This is a genomic window from Lentzea sp. NBRC 102530 (genome assembly GCF_030269365.1).
Classification (GTDB): domain Bacteria; phylum Actinomycetota; class Actinomycetes; order Mycobacteriales; family Pseudonocardiaceae; genus Lentzea.
Genome location: NZ_BSTF01000009.1, coordinates 1 through 16,258, shown reverse-complemented (window position 1 = coordinate 16,258; position 16,258 = coordinate 1). Strand labels below are relative to the sequence as shown.

16 protein-coding genes are annotated in these 16,258 nt (G+C 68.9%); 11 read left to right on the top strand and 5 right to left on the bottom strand.

The window, feature by feature from the left end; translation table 11 throughout:
• Positions 1-10: 10 nt before the first annotated feature.
• The 5 genes from QSK25_RS23835 to QSK25_RS23815 are packed head-to-tail and all read right to left on the bottom strand — an operon-like array spanning position 11 to position 3,731.
• Positions 11-1,594, bottom strand: a complete 1,584-nt coding sequence (locus QSK25_RS23835; RefSeq protein ID WP_285641381.1) for a Na+/H+ antiporter — start codon at positions 1,592-1,594, stop codon at positions 11-13.
• A 19-nt stretch (positions 1,595-1,613) separates the two neighbouring features.
• The gene (gene trxA, locus QSK25_RS23830; protein ID WP_285641378.1) at positions 1,614-1,922 is read right to left on the bottom strand and encodes a thioredoxin; all 309 of its coding nucleotides are present in this window, start codon (positions 1,920-1,922) and stop codon (positions 1,614-1,616) included.
• Entirely contained in the window at positions 1,913-2,293 is a 381-nt protein-coding gene (locus QSK25_RS23825; protein ID WP_285641376.1) for a MerR family transcriptional regulator, read from the bottom strand. The genes trxA and QSK25_RS23825 overlap by 10 nt, the downstream gene beginning before the upstream one ends.
• 42 nt (positions 2,294-2,335) lie before the next feature.
• Positions 2,336-2,728, bottom strand: coding sequence for a DUF8820 family protein (locus tag QSK25_RS23820; protein ID WP_285641374.1), 393 nt, complete (start codon positions 2,726-2,728; stop codon positions 2,336-2,338).
• Positions 2,729-2,732: 4 nt separating this feature from the next.
• Positions 2,733-3,731, bottom strand: a complete 999-nt coding sequence (locus QSK25_RS23815; RefSeq protein WP_285641373.1) for a DUF6745 domain-containing protein — start codon at positions 3,729-3,731, stop codon at positions 2,733-2,735.
• A 177-nt stretch (positions 3,732-3,908) separates the two neighbouring features.
• Here QSK25_RS23815 and QSK25_RS23810 point away from each other — a divergent pair, with 177 nt between their 5' ends.
• From QSK25_RS23810 to QSK25_RS23760, 11 genes are all read left to right on the top strand, one after another.
• Positions 3,909-4,760: an LLM class flavin-dependent oxidoreductase gene (locus tag QSK25_RS23810; RefSeq protein WP_285641371.1), complete on the top strand. Its 852-nt coding sequence runs from the start codon at positions 3,909-3,911 to the stop codon at positions 4,758-4,760.
• A 12-nt stretch (positions 4,761-4,772) separates the two neighbouring features.
• Positions 4,773-6,044: an LLM class flavin-dependent oxidoreductase gene (locus tag QSK25_RS23805; RefSeq protein ID WP_285641370.1), complete on the top strand. Its 1,272-nt coding sequence runs from the start codon at positions 4,773-4,775 to the stop codon at positions 6,042-6,044.
• A gap of 196 nt (positions 6,045-6,240) precedes the next feature.
• Positions 6,241-7,113, top strand: coding sequence for an amino acid ABC transporter permease (locus QSK25_RS23800; RefSeq protein WP_285641369.1), 873 nt, complete (start codon positions 6,241-6,243; stop codon positions 7,111-7,113).
• A complete protein-coding gene (locus QSK25_RS23795; protein ID WP_285641368.1) occupies positions 7,110-7,835 on the top strand; it encodes an amino acid ABC transporter ATP-binding protein in 726 nt (241 codons plus the stop codon). The genes QSK25_RS23800 and QSK25_RS23795 overlap by 4 nt, the downstream gene beginning before the upstream one ends.
• Positions 7,836-7,845: 10 nt before the next feature.
• The gene (locus QSK25_RS23790; RefSeq protein WP_285641367.1) at positions 7,846-8,778 is read left to right on the top strand and encodes an ABC transporter substrate-binding protein; all 933 of its coding nucleotides are present in this window, start codon (positions 7,846-7,848) and stop codon (positions 8,776-8,778) included.
• A 71-nt stretch (positions 8,779-8,849) separates the two neighbouring features.
• Positions 8,850-9,302 carry a winged helix-turn-helix domain-containing protein gene (locus tag QSK25_RS23785; RefSeq protein ID WP_285641365.1) on the top strand — a complete coding sequence of 151 codons (453 nt, stop codon included), beginning with the start codon at positions 8,850-8,852 and terminating at the stop codon, positions 9,300-9,302.
• A 190-nt stretch (positions 9,303-9,492) separates the two neighbouring features.
• Positions 9,493-11,679, top strand: coding sequence for an MMPL family transporter (locus QSK25_RS23780; RefSeq protein ID WP_285641364.1), 2,187 nt, complete (start codon positions 9,493-9,495; stop codon positions 11,677-11,679).
• A 230-nt stretch (positions 11,680-11,909) separates the two neighbouring features.
• The gene (locus QSK25_RS23775) at positions 11,910-12,821 is read left to right on the top strand and encodes an ABC transporter ATP-binding protein (RefSeq protein WP_285641363.1); all 912 of its coding nucleotides are present in this window, start codon (positions 11,910-11,912) and stop codon (positions 12,819-12,821) included.
• A 73-nt stretch (positions 12,822-12,894) separates the two neighbouring features.
• The gene (locus QSK25_RS23770) at positions 12,895-13,938 is read left to right on the top strand and encodes an ABC transporter permease (protein ID WP_285641362.1); all 1,044 of its coding nucleotides are present in this window, start codon (positions 12,895-12,897) and stop codon (positions 13,936-13,938) included.
• Positions 13,935-14,582, top strand: coding sequence for a UbiX family flavin prenyltransferase (locus QSK25_RS23765; RefSeq protein WP_352236269.1), 648 nt, complete (start codon positions 13,935-13,937; stop codon positions 14,580-14,582). Before QSK25_RS23770 ends, QSK25_RS23765 begins: the two co-directional genes overlap by 4 nt.
• Positions 14,566-16,026, top strand: a complete 1,461-nt coding sequence (locus QSK25_RS23760; protein WP_285641361.1) for a UbiD family decarboxylase — start codon at positions 14,566-14,568, stop codon at positions 16,024-16,026. Before QSK25_RS23765 ends, QSK25_RS23760 begins: the two co-directional genes overlap by 17 nt.
• Positions 16,027-16,258: the final 232 nt, after the last annotated feature.

Sequence of the window (16,258 nt, the reverse complement as noted above, 5' to 3'; positions counted from 1 at the left end):
GCGACCGAATCTAGTCTTCGTCCACCTCGCGTCGTGCGAGCCGTACCTCCTCGACGTCCAGCTTGCGCTGGATGGTCCGCAGCACGATGTCGTCGATGGCCGCCTCGTCACGCAGCCGCACCACTGTCGCCCGCTTGTGCGCGATCAGTTCCAGCCGCAACGCCGAGTACTGGAGTTCGGACGCGGCCACCTCCTCGTCGCCGGCTTCCTTGGCCCGCACGACTTCCAGGTGGTGTTCGTACTCCGCCAGCACCCGCTTGTAGACGACGTCGGACACGCCCACCTTGTCGGCGAGGCGCGGCAGCGCCTCGTAGGCCTCCTCGGACGCCGTCGACTGCGCGAGCCGGAGTTCCTCGTCCAGCGCGGTGTCCTCTGGCAGCTGCGAGAACCGGATGATCGCGGGCAGCATGATCGACTGCACGATCAACGTCAGCACCACGACACCGGAAGTGATGAGGATGATCTCCTCGCGGAACGGGAAGGGCGCGCCCCCGACCACGGTCTCCGGCACGGCGAGGGCCGCCGCCAGCGACACCGCCCCGCGGAACCCGGCGGCGGACGACGCGAGTCGTTGCCGCGCACCGACCCGGCGCAGCCGTTGCTGCGGGCGGCGGTCCAGAGCCCGGATCACGTAAGGAGTCGTGTAACTCCACAGCAGCCGCGTCCCGACCACGGTCACCGACACCAGCCCGATCGCTCCGAACGTCGCGAGGGTCTGCGAGCCGTCCAGCGACCGCAACGCGCTGTGCGCCTGGAGTCCGATCAGGACGAAAAGGGCACCGTTCAACACGAACGTCGCGATGCCCCAGAACGCGTAACTGATCTGCCGCGTGTCGGCCCGCACGATCCGGGGCCCGACCCTCGCGAGCGTCAGCCCGCACGTCACCACTGCGATCACGCCGGACCCGTGCACCGTCTCGGCCAGCAGGAACGCCGCGAACGGCGTCAGGATGCTGACCACGCTCTCGTGCAACGGGTTGTCGAGGCGCTTGCGCACCTGCACCGCGAGCCACGCCACGACCAACCCGGCGACCGCGCCACCGGCGTAGGACAGCAGCAGTTGGAGCCCGACGCGACCGGTGCTGAACTCCTGCTCGCCGACGGTGATGGCGACGGCGATCGCGTAGATCACCAGCGCGGTGCCGTCGTTGATCAGCGATTCGGCGCGCAGGATGGTCGTGGTGCGGCGGGGCATGCCGCGCGCGATGGCCGAGACGGCGGTCGCGTCGGTCGGGGCGAGCGCCGCCCCGAGCACCCACGCCGGACCCCAGTCGAGGCCCAGGGCGTGGGCGACCGACGCCACCGCCGCGGCCGTCGCGAGCACGAGCACCGTGCTGAGCAGCACGATCGGCCGCAGGTTGCTGCGGATCTCCCGCAACGACGTGTTGAGGCTCTCCCAGTACAGCAAGGCCGGCAGGAAGATCAGCAGCATCGCCTCGGGAGGCAGGCTGACCTCCTCCAGGGCGGGCACGAAACCGAGCACCGCGCCGCACACCACCAGCAGGACGGGTGCGGCCACGCGCAGCCGTCCGGACACGACGCTGCTCGCGAGGATGCACACGCCCAGCACCACTACGAGTTCGAGACCGAGCATGCGCTAGAAGATAGGCCGATCAGGCGCGCAACGCGTCATCCAGTTCGGCCAGCAGACGGGCCTTGGGTCGCGCTCCCACGATCTGGCGGATCGGCACGCCGTCGCGGAACAGCAGCATCGTCGGCAGCGACATGACCTGGAAGTCCCGTGCCGTGGCGGTGTTCTCGTCAGCGTTGATCTTCAGCACGGTCAGGTCGTCGCGTTCGCGGTCGATCTCGTCGAGCACGGGGGAGAGCATGTGGCACGGCCCGCACCACTGCGCCCAGAACTCCACGAGCACGGTGCCCGTCCGCGTCTGCGCGGCGAACGTGGCGTCGGTCAGCTGCATCGGGTCTCCTCGGGTACTTCGCACGGGTCCTGAAAGGCGAGCCTGGCCAGCAGGAACTCCCTGACCACGCCGAGGCGTTCCAGACAGGCGTCCACCTCGGCGAGCTTGCGCCGGTAGACCTCCCGCGAGTCGGGGCACGAGTCACCGGACTCGTGCCCCGCGCGCAGGCAGGCGACGAACGGCCGGGTGTCCTCCAGGGACAGTCCGACCGCCTGCAGCGACTGGATCTCCCGCACCAGCCGCAGGTCGTGGTCGCCGTACTCGCGGTAGCCGTTGGTCGCGCGCCGCGCCTCCAGGAGCCCCTGGGACTCGTAGAAGCGCAGCGCACGCGTGGTGGTGCCGGCTCGCTTGGCCAGTTCGCCGATCCTCATGCCCACCGACGGTAGACCTTGACGCGCACGTCAAGGCAAACCTCAGTCGGCGACGAGTCCCGTCGCCGACCACTGCCGCCGGATCAGCCACCGGCCCGGCGCGATGCCGGTGCCGCCGTGCTCGGGGTGCAGCAGGTACACCGGGGCGGAGTTCTGGACGACGGTCGCATCGCGGTCCGGGGACCACCGGCAGGTGCCCGGGTCGGCGACCAGGACGTGCGGGTTGCCGCCGTTGAGCGCCGCCACGAGGTGCACGCCCTCGGGTGGCACCTCGGTTCCGGCCTCTGTGGACGGTGGTGGGTCGAGCAGGTCGAAGGGGATGACGATCAGGTCACCCTGGGCCTGGAGGCCGTCGACGACGGGGACGGTGGCCTGGCGCTCGAGGTGGTCGAGCGTGTCGACGTTCGTGCGGTCGACGAGTTCAGCAAGGTTCATGTTTTTAGGTACGGCGTAGTAGTTGTGCGTACTGGTCAGCACGCAATCCATAGGTCTGAGCTGCTGCTTCGAGCGGGTCGCGCACCCAGCGCCAGGTCCGCAGCCCGTATCGGCGTCTGGTGCCGTCGCGCTCGACCGAGCCGTTCACGACGAGCAGCAGGTTGATCTGGTCCCACAGGTCGTAGAGGCGCAGGTCGTGGCCCGGATTGCCGGGATCGGGCACGGCGCCGAGCAACGGTGGCCGCGCCTGCTCGACGTAGTTCTCCCAGCCGAGGCGTTCCGCAGCGCAGAACCGCACCTCGATGCTGGGTTCGGTGAGGATCCGCACGACGTCCGGTTCGTCGATGACCCAGCGCGGCACGGTCCGTCCGTGCCACGCGTAGGCGCGCGTGCCGTCGGCGAACGTGATCGCGGGCCCGCTGTCGTTGTGCGGCAACGAGTTCACGTCCACGTGGACGGCCGTCGGGCGATCGGACATCACACACCGGCCCTCCCGCGGCCACCACCACCCGGTCGTGCGGGCGAGCGTCTGCCACGGCGCGAGCAGAGCGGGTTCGCTGCCCGAGTCGGTCTCGGCCAGCCAGTCAGCGTCGTGCTGGCCCGCCCAGCCCACGCCGAGCGAGCCCGGCAGGGTGGAGTTGATGGCCGGGACCAGGCCCTCGCGGACGACGGGACGCAGTGCGCTCACGGCGCCCTGCCACTCGGACCGCCGGCGCAGCCGGAACCGCAGGTCGGAGACCTGGGCGGCGATCTGCGCCTCGACCGTCTGCCAGTCGTCGGTGCGGACGGCCTTGCCGGCGGGCAACACCGTCGCGGCTTCGGCGGGGGAGCGCACCCAGACGAACTCCGGCGGCGGCCTGCCGACGGACGCGTACAGCGTCGCCACGGCCTCTTCGGCCGCCGGACGATCAGCGGGTGCGGTGCTCAGCGCGTGGGCGAGCCAGTCTTCGCCGAGCCGGGGAACTTCCGTGGAGCGGGCCTCGAGCCCGCCCGGTGCGCTCACAGCGCGAGGGCGTTACCGCCCTTTCGGATCGTCATGCGGAAGATCGTGACACCCGGAAGCCGCGTCGCGCAACCACGAAAAAATTCCCGCCGCGGCCAGTCGTCCCACCCAGTGGCCGTCCCAGCGCGAGCGTCCCCGGCGCGCCCAGAATGCGGACAAACGACGAGAGGGGAACCGGTGGGCACCCGACTGCACCTGGCCGCCGCGCTCGACGCGACCGGCGAAGAAGCTTTCACCGCACCGCATTGGGCCGGCCTCGTGCGCGAGGCCGAGCACGGCACGCTCGACTTCGTCACGTTCGGCGACTCGCTCGGCGGGCGGCCCGGGCTCGACGCGGTCCTGACGGCCGCCCGCGTCGCACCGCTGACCACACACGTCGGCCTGGTGCCGACGGCGGTCGTGACGCACACCGAGCCGTTCCACCTGTCAAAAGCGATCGCCACGCTCGACCACGTGAGCAGGGGAAGGGCGGGCGTGCAGCTGACGGTCGCGCCGGATCCCGCCGACGCCCAGCACTTCGGGCGCCGCACGGTCGGGCCGGAACCCGAACTCTGGGACGAGGCGCGCGACTACGCCGAGGTGCTGCGCCGGTTGTGGGACAGCTGGGAGGACGACGCGGAGATCCGCGACGCGGCCACCGGGCGGTTCATCGACCGGGAGAAGCTGCATTACATCGACTTCGAGGGCAGGTGGTTCAAGGTGCGCGGGCCGTCGATCACACCGCGCCCGCCGCAGGGGCATCCCCTGATCGCCGCCTCCGAGCCGGTGGGGGACATCGTGTTCGGCGACGATCCCTCGGTGACCGACAGGCTCGTGTTCCGAGACGCCGACGCCGCTGTCTCCGCCGACCAGCTCGCCGCGTGGCACGCGGAGGGGTTCGCGGGCTTCCGGCTGCACGGCGACCTGCGCCGGATCACCCGCGAGCTGGTACCGGAACTGCGTGAGCGCGGGTTGTTCCCCACGTCGTACGAGCACACGACGCTGCGCGACCGGCTCGGTCTCGCCCGGCCCGCCAACCAGTTCGCCTAGAGGAGCGCGGAGATGACCAAGCAGATCCACCTCGCCGCGCACTTCCCCGGCGTCAACAACACGACGGTGTGGAGCGACCCGCAGGCGGGCAGCCACATCGAGTTCGACTCGTTCGTCCACTTGGCACAGACGGCCGAACGGGCGAAGTTCGACTTCTTCTTCCTGGCCGAGGGACTGCGGCTGCGCGAACAGGGCGGGCAGATCTACGACCTCGACGTCGTGGGCCGCCCGGACACGTTCACCGTGCTCGCGGCCTTGGCCGCCGTCACGTCACGCCTCGGGCTCGCGGGCACGATCAACTCGACGTTCAACGAACCGTACGAGGTGGCGCGGCAGTTCGCGTCGCTGGACCACCTGTCGGACGGGCGCGCCGCCTGGAACGTGGTGACCTCGTGGGACGCGTTCACCGGCGAGAACTTCCGGCGCGGTGGCTTTCTCGCACAGGAAGACCGCTACAGCCGCGCGGAGTCGTTCCTGCGCACGGCGTGGAAGCTCTTCGACACCGGCGTCGGCACGTTCCAGCACGCCGACGAGCACTTCGACATCAGCGGCACGTTCGGCGTTCCCCGGTCACCGCAGGGCCGTCCGGTGATCCTGCAGGCCGGGGACTCCGAGGAGGGCCGGGAGTTCGCCGCCGCCACCGCCGACGCGATCTTCTCGCGGCACGGCACACTGGAGGCCGGGCAGAGGTTCTACGCCGACGTCAAGGGCAGGCTGGCGAAGTACGGGCGCACGCACGACCAGCTGGTGGTGCTGCCGGCGGCCACGTTCGTGCTGGGGGACACCGACGCGGACGCCCAGGAGAAGGCCGCGGTGGTGCGGCGGCAGCAGGTCAGCGGGGCGACCGCGATCCGGTTCCTGGAGCAGGTGTGGAACCGCGACCTCAGCGCGTACGACCCGGACGGGCCGCTGCCCGAGGTCGAACCGCTGATCGGCGAGAACACGATCGCCCAGGGCCGTGCGAGCGTGCGGATGTTCAAGGACCCGGCGCAGACCGTGCGGGAGTGGCGGGAGAAGGCCGCGGCGAAGAACCTGTCGATCAGGGACCTCGTGATCGACGTGAGCGCGCGGCAGACGTTCGTCGGGTCGGCTGATTCCGTGGCCACGCAGATCGACGACCTGGTGCAGCAGGACGCGGCGGACGGGTTCATCCTCGTGCCGCACGTGACGCCGGGCGGGCTCGACGAGTTCGCGGACACCGTCGTGCCGTTGCTGCAGGAGCGCGGCGTTTTCCGGTCCGAGTACTCGGGTCCGACGCTGAGGGATCATCTCGGTATCCGATAGTTGTTCAGCCAGTGGACGTCCTTGCCCGCCGCGATGGCCGGTACATAACGTGAGCGTCGTTGAGTGAGTGCTCTCCTCAAGAGCGCAGGGAAGGGAGGACAGGATGGACTTCGCCTCGATCCTGTCCTCCCGCTGTCGCACGAGCTGACTCTTCATCTCGCTCGTCTCACGTTCCTCGCCGCAGCAAGGACTCCCCATGACCTCTGGCACCCTGACGCCTCCGTCCACAAAGGACGATGACCTCTCCGCCTTACCGGTCGTCCCCGCGCGCCACCCGTGGCGCTGGGTCGGCGTCGCGTTCGTGCTGGTGCTGGCCGCCCAGTTCGTGCACGGGCTCGTCACGAACCCCGCGTGGGACTGGCCGACGTTCGCCCGGTACTTCACCGCCCAGTCGATCCTGACCGCGGTCGGCACGACCATCGTGCTGACGGTGGCCGGCACCGCCCTCGGGTTCGCCCTGGGCATCGTGGTCGCGGTGCTGCGGATGTCGAAGAGCCCGTTCCTGAGCGCGGTGGGCTGGACCTACATCTGGGCGTTCCGGTCGATCCCGTTGATCGTGCAGCTGTTGTTCTGGTTCAACATCTCCTACCTGTACCAACGGCTTTCGCTCGGCATCCCGTTCGGGCCGGAGTTCGTGAGCTTCGAGACGATCTCGCTGATCAGCCCGATGGGCGCGGCGATCCTCGGCCTCGCGCTGCACCAGGCGGCCTACGCGGCGGAGATCGTGCGGTCCGGCGTCATCTCCGTCGACCGCGGGCAGCTGGAGGCGGCGGCCGCGCTCGGCATCCCGCGGTTGCGGCAGTTCCGCAGGATCGTGCTGCCCCAGGCGATGCGCTCGATCCTGCCGAACGCCGCCAACGAGGTGATCAGCCTGTTCAAGGGCACGTCCGTGGTGTCCGTGATGGCGATCGGCGAACTCTTCTACCAGGTGCAGGTCATCTACGGCCGCAACGCCCGCGTCGTCGCGCTGCTGATGGTCGCGACCGTCTGGTACATCATCCTGACCACCCTGCTCTCGATCGGCCAGCACCACGTCGAGCGCTACTTCGCGCGAGGAGACCGCCGGTGATCGAGGTTCTGGGCGTGCACAAGAGCTTCGGGTCGCTCGAAGTGCTGCGCGGGGTGTCGCTGGACGTCGCGGCGGGCGAGGTCGTGGTGGTGCTCGGCCCGTCCGGCTCCGGCAAGTCGACGTTGCTGCGCACGATCAACCACCTGGAGAAGGTCGACCGCGGGTACATCACCATCGACGGCGACCTGATCGGCTACCGGCGGCGTGGTGGCAAGCTGCACGAGTTGAAGGAACGCGAGATCCTCAAGCAGCGCAGGGACATCGGGTTCGTCTTCCAGAACTTCAACCTCTTCCCGCACCTGACGGCGCTGGAGAACGTCGCCGAGGTGGCCGGGTTGGCCGACGCCCGGCACTTCCTGGAACGGGTCGGCCTCGCCGACAAGGCCGACGCCTACCCGCGCCAACTCTCCGGCGGCCAGCAGCAACGCGTCGCGATCGCCCGCGCGCTGGCCACCCGCCCGAAGGTCGTGCTGTTCGACGAACCCACGTCCGCGCTCGACCCCGAACTGGTGGGCGAGGTGCTGGACGTGCTGCGCGACCTCGCCCGCTCCGGCACCACGATGGTCGTCGTCACGCACGAGATCGGCTTCGCCCGCGAGGTGGCCGACCGGATCGTGTTCATGGACGAGGGCGTGATCGTCGAAGAGGGACCGCCTGCCGACGTGCTCGACCACCCCGTCCACGAGCGCACCCGCGCTTTCCTGTCCAAGGTCCTGTCCTAAGGAGTTCGTTGTGCGCAAAGTACTTCTCGCCGTGCTGGCGTTCGGTCTGGCCGCGTGTGGCACGGCCGGTGGTGAGGAGCCCGTCGAGGTCGCCGGCCTGAGCGTGAACCTCGGCCCCGACCAGAAGCGGGTCACCGCCGTCAAGGACGACAAGATCGCCGCCAAGGTGCCGGAGAAGTTCAGATCCAAGGGGGAGCTGACGATCGGCGGTTCCGCCGGCACAGCGCCGCCCCTGCGGTTCTACGCCACCGACGACAAGACGGTGATCGGCGTCGAGACCGACATCGCCTCCCTGGTGGCCGACACCCTCGGCCTCAAGGCGAAGCTGGAGGTGTCGTCGTGGGAGAACCTGTTCGTGGGCCTCGACAGCGGCGCCTACGACCTCGGCTTCTCGAACATCACGGTGACCGAGGCGCGCAAGGAGAAGTACGACTTCGCCACCTACCGCCTCGACACCCTGGCGTTCGAGGCGAAGAAGGGCGGCACCTGGAAGGTGAAGGAACCCGAGGACGTGGCGGGCAAGGTGATCGCCGTGACCTCCGGGACCAACCAGGAGAAGATCCTCGTCGACTGGAGCACGAAGAACGTCGCCGCGGGCCTGAAGGCCACCGACATCAAGTACTTCCAGAACTCGTCGGACTACTACCTGGCGTTGCAGTCCGGCCGCATCGACGCCTACCTCGGCCCGAACCCCGTCTCCGCCTTCCACGCCGCGACCTCCGGTGACACCGAGGTGATCGGCAACTTCTCCGGTGGCGCCACCGTCCAGGGCAAGATCGCCGCCACCACGAAGAAGGACAGCGGCCTCGTCACGCCCGTGCAGGAGGCGTTGAACCAGCTGATCGCGAACGGCAAGTACGCCGAGGTGCTGAAGCGCTGGGGCCTGTCCGACGAGGCCGTGCCGACGTCGGAGATCAACCCGCAGGGCCTGCCGAAGACCTGAGGCGCGACCGGGACCGTCGCCGGGCGAGTTCGCCCGGCGACGTCCGGGGCCACACCACTAGGAGTAGTGACATGAGGTTCAGCATCACCATCGACACCGAGGACGAGGACACCGCGCTGCGGCTGCTCGGCGCGTTGCGGGACTCCGGCCTCGCCCCCGCGGTCGAGGCGTCCGTCGAGGAGGTCGACGTCCGGATCCTGCCGGACACCCGCCAGGTGTTCGTGCACGCGGAACAGGTCGAGCTGACGCGGCTGGAGTTCGAACTCCTGCTGCACCTGTGCTCGCACACCGACCGCGTGCACCGGCGGCGTGACCTGCTGGCCACCGTGTGGGGAGTGAACGACGACTACAGCGGTGCGCGCACGGTCGACGTGCACGTGCGGAGGGTGCGGCAAAAGCTTGGCGACGCGGCCGACGTGATCCAGACTGTGCGCGGGGTTGGGTACCTGGTCGCGTCGAGCGCGCGATTCCGGGTGGAGGGGAATCCGAACGTGGTGCGGCTGGCGGACCGGCGCGCCGGATGAGTCAACCCCCGAACCACTATGCGGTACCCCTATCTTTCCGCTAGGGACCACAGTCTTTCCGGCGATTGCTCCAAACGGTGCTAACTTGTGAAAACCGGGAATTGGGCGAGTGCGTCACGAAAAGATTCGTGAACCGCATTCAGAATATAGAGCCTGGTCGGTCAAGAAGCACCACAGTAGGAGGAATACCTTGTTCGCTAAGTGGGGAACACTTGCGTACAAGCGCCGTTGGGTGGTGATGGTCGCCACTTTGGCGCTGACCGTGATGGGCGGCGTTTGGGGCCTCGGAGTTTTCGAGCGGCTGAACGAAGGCGGCTTCGGCGATCCCACAAGTGAGTCGATCAGAGCCAACAAGCTCGTCGAGGAGACATTCGGCCGCCAGGGCGGCGACATCGTCATCATCTACACCGCGCCGACCGGTTCGACGATCGACTCGCCCGACGTGCGGGAGAAGGCGGAACGGCAGCTCGCCGGACTGCCGACCGACAAGGTCAAGACGGTCGCGTCCTACTGGAGCCTGCCGCAGCCGAACCCGTTCGGCACGGCGGACAAGTCGAAGGCGCTGGTGGCGATCACGCTGCAGGCGGCCGACTCGAACACCCAGCTGAAGGACTACGCCGCGATCCACGACCAGCTCGTGATCGACGGCGTGCCCGCGTTGTTCGCGGGGCAGATCCCGGTCCAGAAGGCGATCGCCGAGATGTCCGGCAGCGACCTCGTGCGCGCCGAGACCGTGTCGATGCCCCTCGTCCTGCTCCTGCTGGTGATCGTGTTCGGCGGCCTGGTCGCGGCGTCGCTGCCGGTGATCGTCGGCATGTTGTCGATCATGGGCGCGCTCGGTCTGCTGCACGCGATCTCGCTGGGCACCGACGTGAACTCGTTCGCCATCAACGTGGCGACCCTGCTCGGGCTCGGCATGGCCATCGACTACGGCCTGTTCATCGTCGGCCGGTTCCGGGAGGAGCTCGCCGCGGGCCGCACACCGGAGCAGGCCGTGCAGCGCACGGTCTCCTCGGCCGGTCGCACCGTCATCTTCTCCGCGACGCTGCTGGTCACCGCGCTGGCCGGGCTGCTGCTGTTCCCGCAGGCCTTCCTCAAGTCGCTCGGCTACGGCGGCATGTCCGCCGTGGTGGTCGCCGCGGTCGTCTCGCTGACGCTGCTGCCGGCGCTGCTGGGCATCCTCGGGCACCGCGTCGACAAGTTCTCGATGCCGTGGCGCAAGCGGATGGCGCGCAGCGAGCACGGGTCCGGCTGGGCCCGGCTCGGCACCAAGGTCATGAAGCGGCCGGGGTTGTTCGCGATCCCGATCGTGGCGGTCCTGCTCGCGCTCGGCCTGCCGTTCCTGCACGCCAAGTTCGGCGAGGCCACCGAGAAGGTGCTCCCGGTCGGCAACGAGTCGCGCGTGGCCGTCGAGACGTTGAACGACGCCTTCCCGGCGATCGCGAAGACGGGCATCGACATCGCCATCACCGGCGATCCCGGGCAGGAGGCCCTGCAGAGCTACCTGCAGCGGGTCGCCGACGTGCCCGGTGTCGACACCGCGGAAGCGACCCTCGGCCCGAAGGACGGCCGCTGGCTGGTGTCCGCGACGCTCACCGGCGAACCGCTCAGCGACGAGTCCAAGCAGGCCGTCGCGGACGTGCGGAAGCTCGCCGGGCCGCAGGGCGCCGACCAGGTGCTGGTCGGTGGACCGACCGCGGTGAACGTCGACAGCCTCGACGCGATCAGCGACAAGCTGCCGTGGATGGCACTGCTGTTCTTCGCGGCGACGTTCATCCTGATGTTCCTCGCCTTCGGCTCGGTGCTGCTGCCGATCAAGGCGATCGTCATGAGCGCGCTGTCGCTGTCCGCGACGTTCGGCGTGCTGGTCTGGATCTTCCAGGACGGGCACCTCGCGTCGTTGTTCGGCGTGACGCCGTCGCCGCTCGACTCGGGCATCGTCGTGCTGATGGTGGCGGTGATCCTCGGCCTGTCGACGGACTACGAGGTGTTCCTGCTCTCCCGGATGGTCGAGGCCAAGAGCAAGGGCGCGTCCAACGAGGAGGCGGTCGGCATCGGCCTGGCCAAGACCGGCCGGGTGATCACGGCGGCGGCGATCCTGCTGATCGTGGTCACGGGCGCGTTCGCGTTCTCGCAGGTGGCCATGATGCGGTTCGTCGGGGTCGGCATGATCTTGGCGCTCGCGCTGGACGCCACGATCGTGCGGATGCTGCTGGTGCCGGCGGTGCTCAAGCTCATGGGTGACGCGGCGTGGTGGGCCCCCGGTCCGTTGCGGCGCATCCAGGAGAAGCTGGCGATCCACGAGGGCGGCGACGTCGACGATGACGACGACGACCACGCGGCGCCCCGGCAGTCCGTACCCCAACCCGTCGGCTGAGTTCCTCAGCCGTACCCCCCAAGGAGGTCCTGGCGCGCGCCAGGGCCTCCTTGGCGTGCTTCGCGGGCTCTTCTTTCCGGGCGGATGAAATCGTGCGGAGTTTAGGGGAATCATTTCCGCTTTTGCGGTACGGGCTTGAGGACGTCAGCCCCCTGAATCCGCATTAGGGGTCCCCTATATCCGGCTCGGGCCGGTGTGATCACCGGGGTCCTGGCCTTAGCGTTTCCGTCATGAAAGCAGTCGGCCCTGCGGTCGTCGCGAGCGACATTCGCAAGTCGTACGGCAGCCTGAGGGCCGTCGACGGCGTCTCGTTCAGCGTCGAACAAGGAGAGTTCTTCGGTCTTCTCGGCCCCAACGGCGCCGGGAAGAGCACCACCCTGGAGATCGTCGAGGGCTTGCGGAAGCCGGACTCCGGCTCCGTGAGGTTGCTCGGCGAGAGCCCGTGGCCACGCAATCCCGCACTGCTGCGCAAGATCGGCGTGCAGTTGCAGGCGTCCTCGTTCTTCGAGCGCCTCACGTCCAAGGAACAGCTCGAGACCTTCGGCGCGCTGTACGGCATCAGCAAGTCGAAGGCCGTGGACATGCTCGAGCTCGTCGGCCTGACGGACAAGGCGAACGTGCAGGACACCAAGCTGTCCGGTGGGCAGCGGCAACGCCTGTCGATCGCCTGCGCGCTGGTGCACGACCCGGAGATCGTGTTCCTCGACGAACCGACGGCGGCGCTGGACCCCCAGGCCCGCCGCAACCTCTGGGACGTGCTGCGCGCCATCCAGCAGCGCGGCAAGACGATCGTCTACACCACGCACCACCTTGACGAGGCCGAGATCCTGTGCGACCGGGTGGCGATCATCGACTCCGGCCGGATCATGACGATGGGTCCGCCCGCCCAGCTCGTGCGCGCGCTCAACGCGCAGACCCAGGTCATCATCGAACACGGTGTGGTGCCGGCGGAACTGGCAACCACGCTGCCGGGTGCCGAGGCCGTCGTGGACGACGGCGTGTCGGTCACCATCTCCACCTCCGACGCGGGCGTGACCATCAAGGCGCTGGGGGAGTTGGACGCCCTCAGCAACGCCCAGGTCCGGACGGCGACGCTGGAAGACGTCTTCCTGCACCTCACCGGTCGCGCGTACCGCGAATGAACGTCCACCCAACCGGCGTCGCCACGGTGTCCGAGCCCCCGACGTCGTCAGCCCTCCGAGCGGAGACAGCGCCATGACCGCGTTTACCAGCCTGTCGCTGGCCATGTTCAAGGCTTCGATCCGGGACAAGGCAGCGCTGGCCCTCACCTTCTTCTTCCCCCTGATGTTCCTCGTCGTGTTCGCGGTGCTGTTCGGTGGGGGGATGGGCAGTTCGGTCAAGATCGCCGTGGTCGGCGACGGCCAGGTGGTCTCCACCCTGTCGCAGGCCGAGGGCGTCGACCTGGTGAGGTTCGACGAGTCCGGCGAGGCGATCGACCAGCTGCGCGACGGCGACGTGGGCGCGGTCGTGCTGGCGCAGGGCGACCGCGTCGACGTCCGCTACGCCAACGGAGACCGCCCGGAGACCGCTCCGGCGCTCGCCAAGGTCTCCGAGGCGGTGGCGAGCGCCAACGCCGGCGCGAGCAACACGACGCCGAAGTACGCGATGCGGCAGGAACCCATCGAGGCGGCTTACGCCCCGATCCAGTACCTCACGCCCGGCATCCTGTCCTGGGGCGTGGCGTCCGCCGCCGTGTTCAGCTCCGCGCTGACCCTGGTGGCGTGGCGTCGCAAGCAGGTGCTGCGGCGCCTCCAGCTCGCCCCCGTCGGCCGCGTCTCGGTGCTCACGGCCAGGCTGGCGATCGCGACCGGCATCTCCCTGATGCAGGCCGTGCTGTTCGTGGCCGTGGCGACGCTGCCGGTGTTCGGGCTCCAGCTGTCCAACGACTGGTGGCTCGCGATTCCGTTGCTGGTGCTGGGAACCTTCGCCTTCTTCTCCGTCGGCATGCTGACGGGTGCCGTCTGCCAGACCGAGGACTCGGTGTCCGGCGCGGCGAACCTGGTGGTGCTGCCGATGGCGTTGCTGGGCGGCAGCTTCTTCCCGGTGGACAAGGCGCCGGAGTGGGTCAAGTTCTTCACGAACCTGCTGCCGCTCAAGCACATGAACGAGGGCATGCTCGACGTCCTGGTGCGCGGGAAGGGCATCGACGCGCTGCTCGTGCCCGGCGCCGTGCTGCTCGGGTTCACGGTCGTCATCAGCGTGTTCGCCGCGGTGTTCTTCCGCTGGGAGGACGCGTGAGCGACCGCGGGCGGATCTTCGGTGGGAACCGGATGCCGTCCCGGGTGGTCGTGGGCATGACCGGCGCCACCGGAGCCGCGATCGGCATCCGGGTCCTGGAGGCGCTGGGCGCGGTCGGGGTGGAGACCCACCTGGTGCTCAGCAAGTGGGCCCGCGCGACCATCGAGATGGAGACCGACTTCTCGGTCCGCCAGGTGCAGTCGCTGGCCGACCACGTCTACTCCTCGCACGACCAGGCCGCGGCCATCTCCAGCGGTTCGTTCCGCACGGACGGGATGATCGTGGCGCCGTGCAGCATGAAGACGTTGGCGGCCATCAGGATGGGCTACGGCGAAGGCCTGATCCCGCGCGCCGCGGACGTCACCCTGAAGGAACGCCGCCGGCTGGTGCTCGTGCCCAGGGAGACACCGCTCAACGAGATCCACCTCGAGAACATGCTGGCACTGACCAGGATGGGCGCGGTGATGGTCCCGCCGATGCCCGCGTTCTACAACGCCCCCACCGGGATGGGTGACGTGGTCAACCACGTGACCAGCCGGGTGCTCGACCTGTTCGACGTCTACAACGACCTGACGACGCGCTGGGACGGCGGCAGAGAGGCGCGCCGGGAGCGGAAGGAGCACAGCGATGAAGCACTTCACTGATCTGCGCAGCTACCTGAACGCGTTGGAGGACCTCGGCGACCTCGTGACGATCTCCCGCGAGGTCGACGGCGACATGGAGACCGCCGCGATCACCAGACGCAGCTACGAGGTCCGTGCGCGCGCACCGCTGTTCACCAACATCAGGGGAGCCCGCGAGGGCCAGCGGATCCTCGGCGCGCCTGCGGCCATGTCGTCCCGCAAGGACCTGCCGTTCGCCAGGATCGCGCTGTCGCTCGGGCTGCCCGCCGACAGCTCGGGCTACCAGATCGTCGACGCGCTGGCCGACGCCGCCGTCCGCGAGCCGATCGCGCCGGTGGTCGTGTCCAGGGGGCCCTGTCAGGACAACGTCCTGATGGGGCCGGCGGCCACTTTGGACAGCTTCCCGATCCCGATCGTGCACATGCAGGACGGCGGCCGGTACGCGAACACGTGGGGAGTGCTGATCGTCCGCACCCCGGACGGGTCGTGGACGAACTGGTCCATCGCGCGCGTGATGAAGATCGACGGCAAGCGCATGACGGCGCTCGTGCCGAACGGCCAGCACATCGGGCAGATCTGGAACCAGTGGGCGGCCATCGGCAAGCCGATGCCGTACGCGCTGGTGCAGGGCGCCGAGCCCGGCATCCCGTACGTGGCGGGAATGCCGTTGCCCGACTCGGCCCACGAGGCCCACTTCCTCGGTGCCCTGGTCGGCGAGCCGATCGAGCTCGTGCAGGCGCTGACCGTCGACCTGCAGGTGCCCGCCACGGCGGAGGTCGTGATCGAGGGCCACGTGTCCACCGAACGCGACGCGCTGGAAGGACCGTTCGGCGAGGCGGCCGGCTACCAGCCCGTCGGGTCCTCACCGCAGCCGACGTTCCACGTCTACACGATCACCCACCGCGACGACCCGATCTGGCCGCTGGTGGCGGAAGGCCGCCCACCGGACGAGTACCACACGGTCACCTGCGTCGGTGCCGCCAGCCAGTGCCTCGTGCGGCTGCGCGCGGCGGGACTGCCGGTCAGCCGCGTGTGGGCACCGATGGAGGCCGCGGGCATGTGGCTCGTGGTGACCGTGCCGCCCAACTGGCGCGACCTGGTGGAACCCGGGACCAGCAGCGAGCAGCTGGCGACGTGGGTCGGGCAGACGTTGTTCTACGACAAGGCCGGGCTGTACTTCCCGCAGATCTACCTGCTCGACGACGACATCGACGCCACCAACCTCGCCGAGCTCACCTGGGCGATCGCCACCCGCGTTCACCCGGTTGACGGGCGGGTGCACCTGGACAGTGCCGTGTTGCCGTTGTTCGTCAGCCACACCGAGGCTGAGCACGAGCGCGGGTGGGGGCCGCGGACCGTGCTGGACGGGTTGTTGCCGCCCATCGGGGAACGGTTGGGGCACACGTCGTTCGCTGCGTCCTACCCCCGCGAGCTGCAGCAGCGGGTGGTGGAGAACTGGGTCTGAGAACTGTTGCGTTGACGGAAGAGGCGTGTCCTGTGTGGACACGCCTCTTCCGTCGTTCTGGACGAGCCGGGTCGTTTCATCGCCGCTTCGCGACGATGGGGATCGGGGCTTGACAGTGAGGATGTGTGTGGTGGTTCTCGCTGGGCTGGTCTGACTCGTGGCTTGACTGACCTTGTGTCTTTCCGAAGATCTGTCGTCTGGTCTGGTGGGGACCGCTGCCAGGGTGTTCACC